Consider the following 576-nt stretch of genomic DNA (forward strand, 5'->3'; position numbering starts at 1 on the left):
GGGTTCTTTGTGAACACGCTGCCGCTGCGCCTGCGCTTTGCGGACAACCCCAGCATCCAGGCGCTGCTGCGCCAGGCACGTCAGGTGGCGATCGAGGCGCAGGACCGCCAGCAGCTGCCGTTTGAGCAGATCGTCGAGATCGTCAAACCCACGCGCAGCCTGGCTCACATGCCGATCGTTCAGGCCAGCCTGGTTCTTCAAAGTTTTGAGGATCTCGAACTTGAACTTCCTGGGGTGACTGTTCGTGAAATACACGCAAACAGAACCAGCAACAGATTTGATGTTGAGTTGTTCCTTTGGGAAGAGGAGGGCAACAGTTCGCAGATCCGAGGATTCTTGGAATATCACACCTCGCTCTTCAGCGAGACCAGCATCCAGCGCTATGTGGATTACCTGCAGCAGGTGCTACAAGTTTTTGCGAAGGCTCACGCAGATCAGCAGCTTGCGCATCTGCGCTTTGCGCAATTGGACATCCTGCCGGTGCAGGAGCGAGAGCAGTTGCTGGTGGGTTTCAACCAGACCGAGGTGACGTACCCCGAAGGGCTGGTGCACGAGCTGTTCGAGGCGCAGGTGCAG

The 576-nt window shown here is 57.5% G+C and carries 1 protein-coding gene; it reads left to right on the forward strand.

Annotation, left to right across the window (positions count from 1 at the left end):
* Positions 1 to 576, forward strand: a 576-nt coding sequence (locus AC3WOE_RS30580) for a condensation domain-containing protein (RefSeq protein WP_492696334.1), incomplete at both ends; no start/stop codon positions are given.

The organism is Roseateles sp. FW305-36, assembly GCF_058787015.1.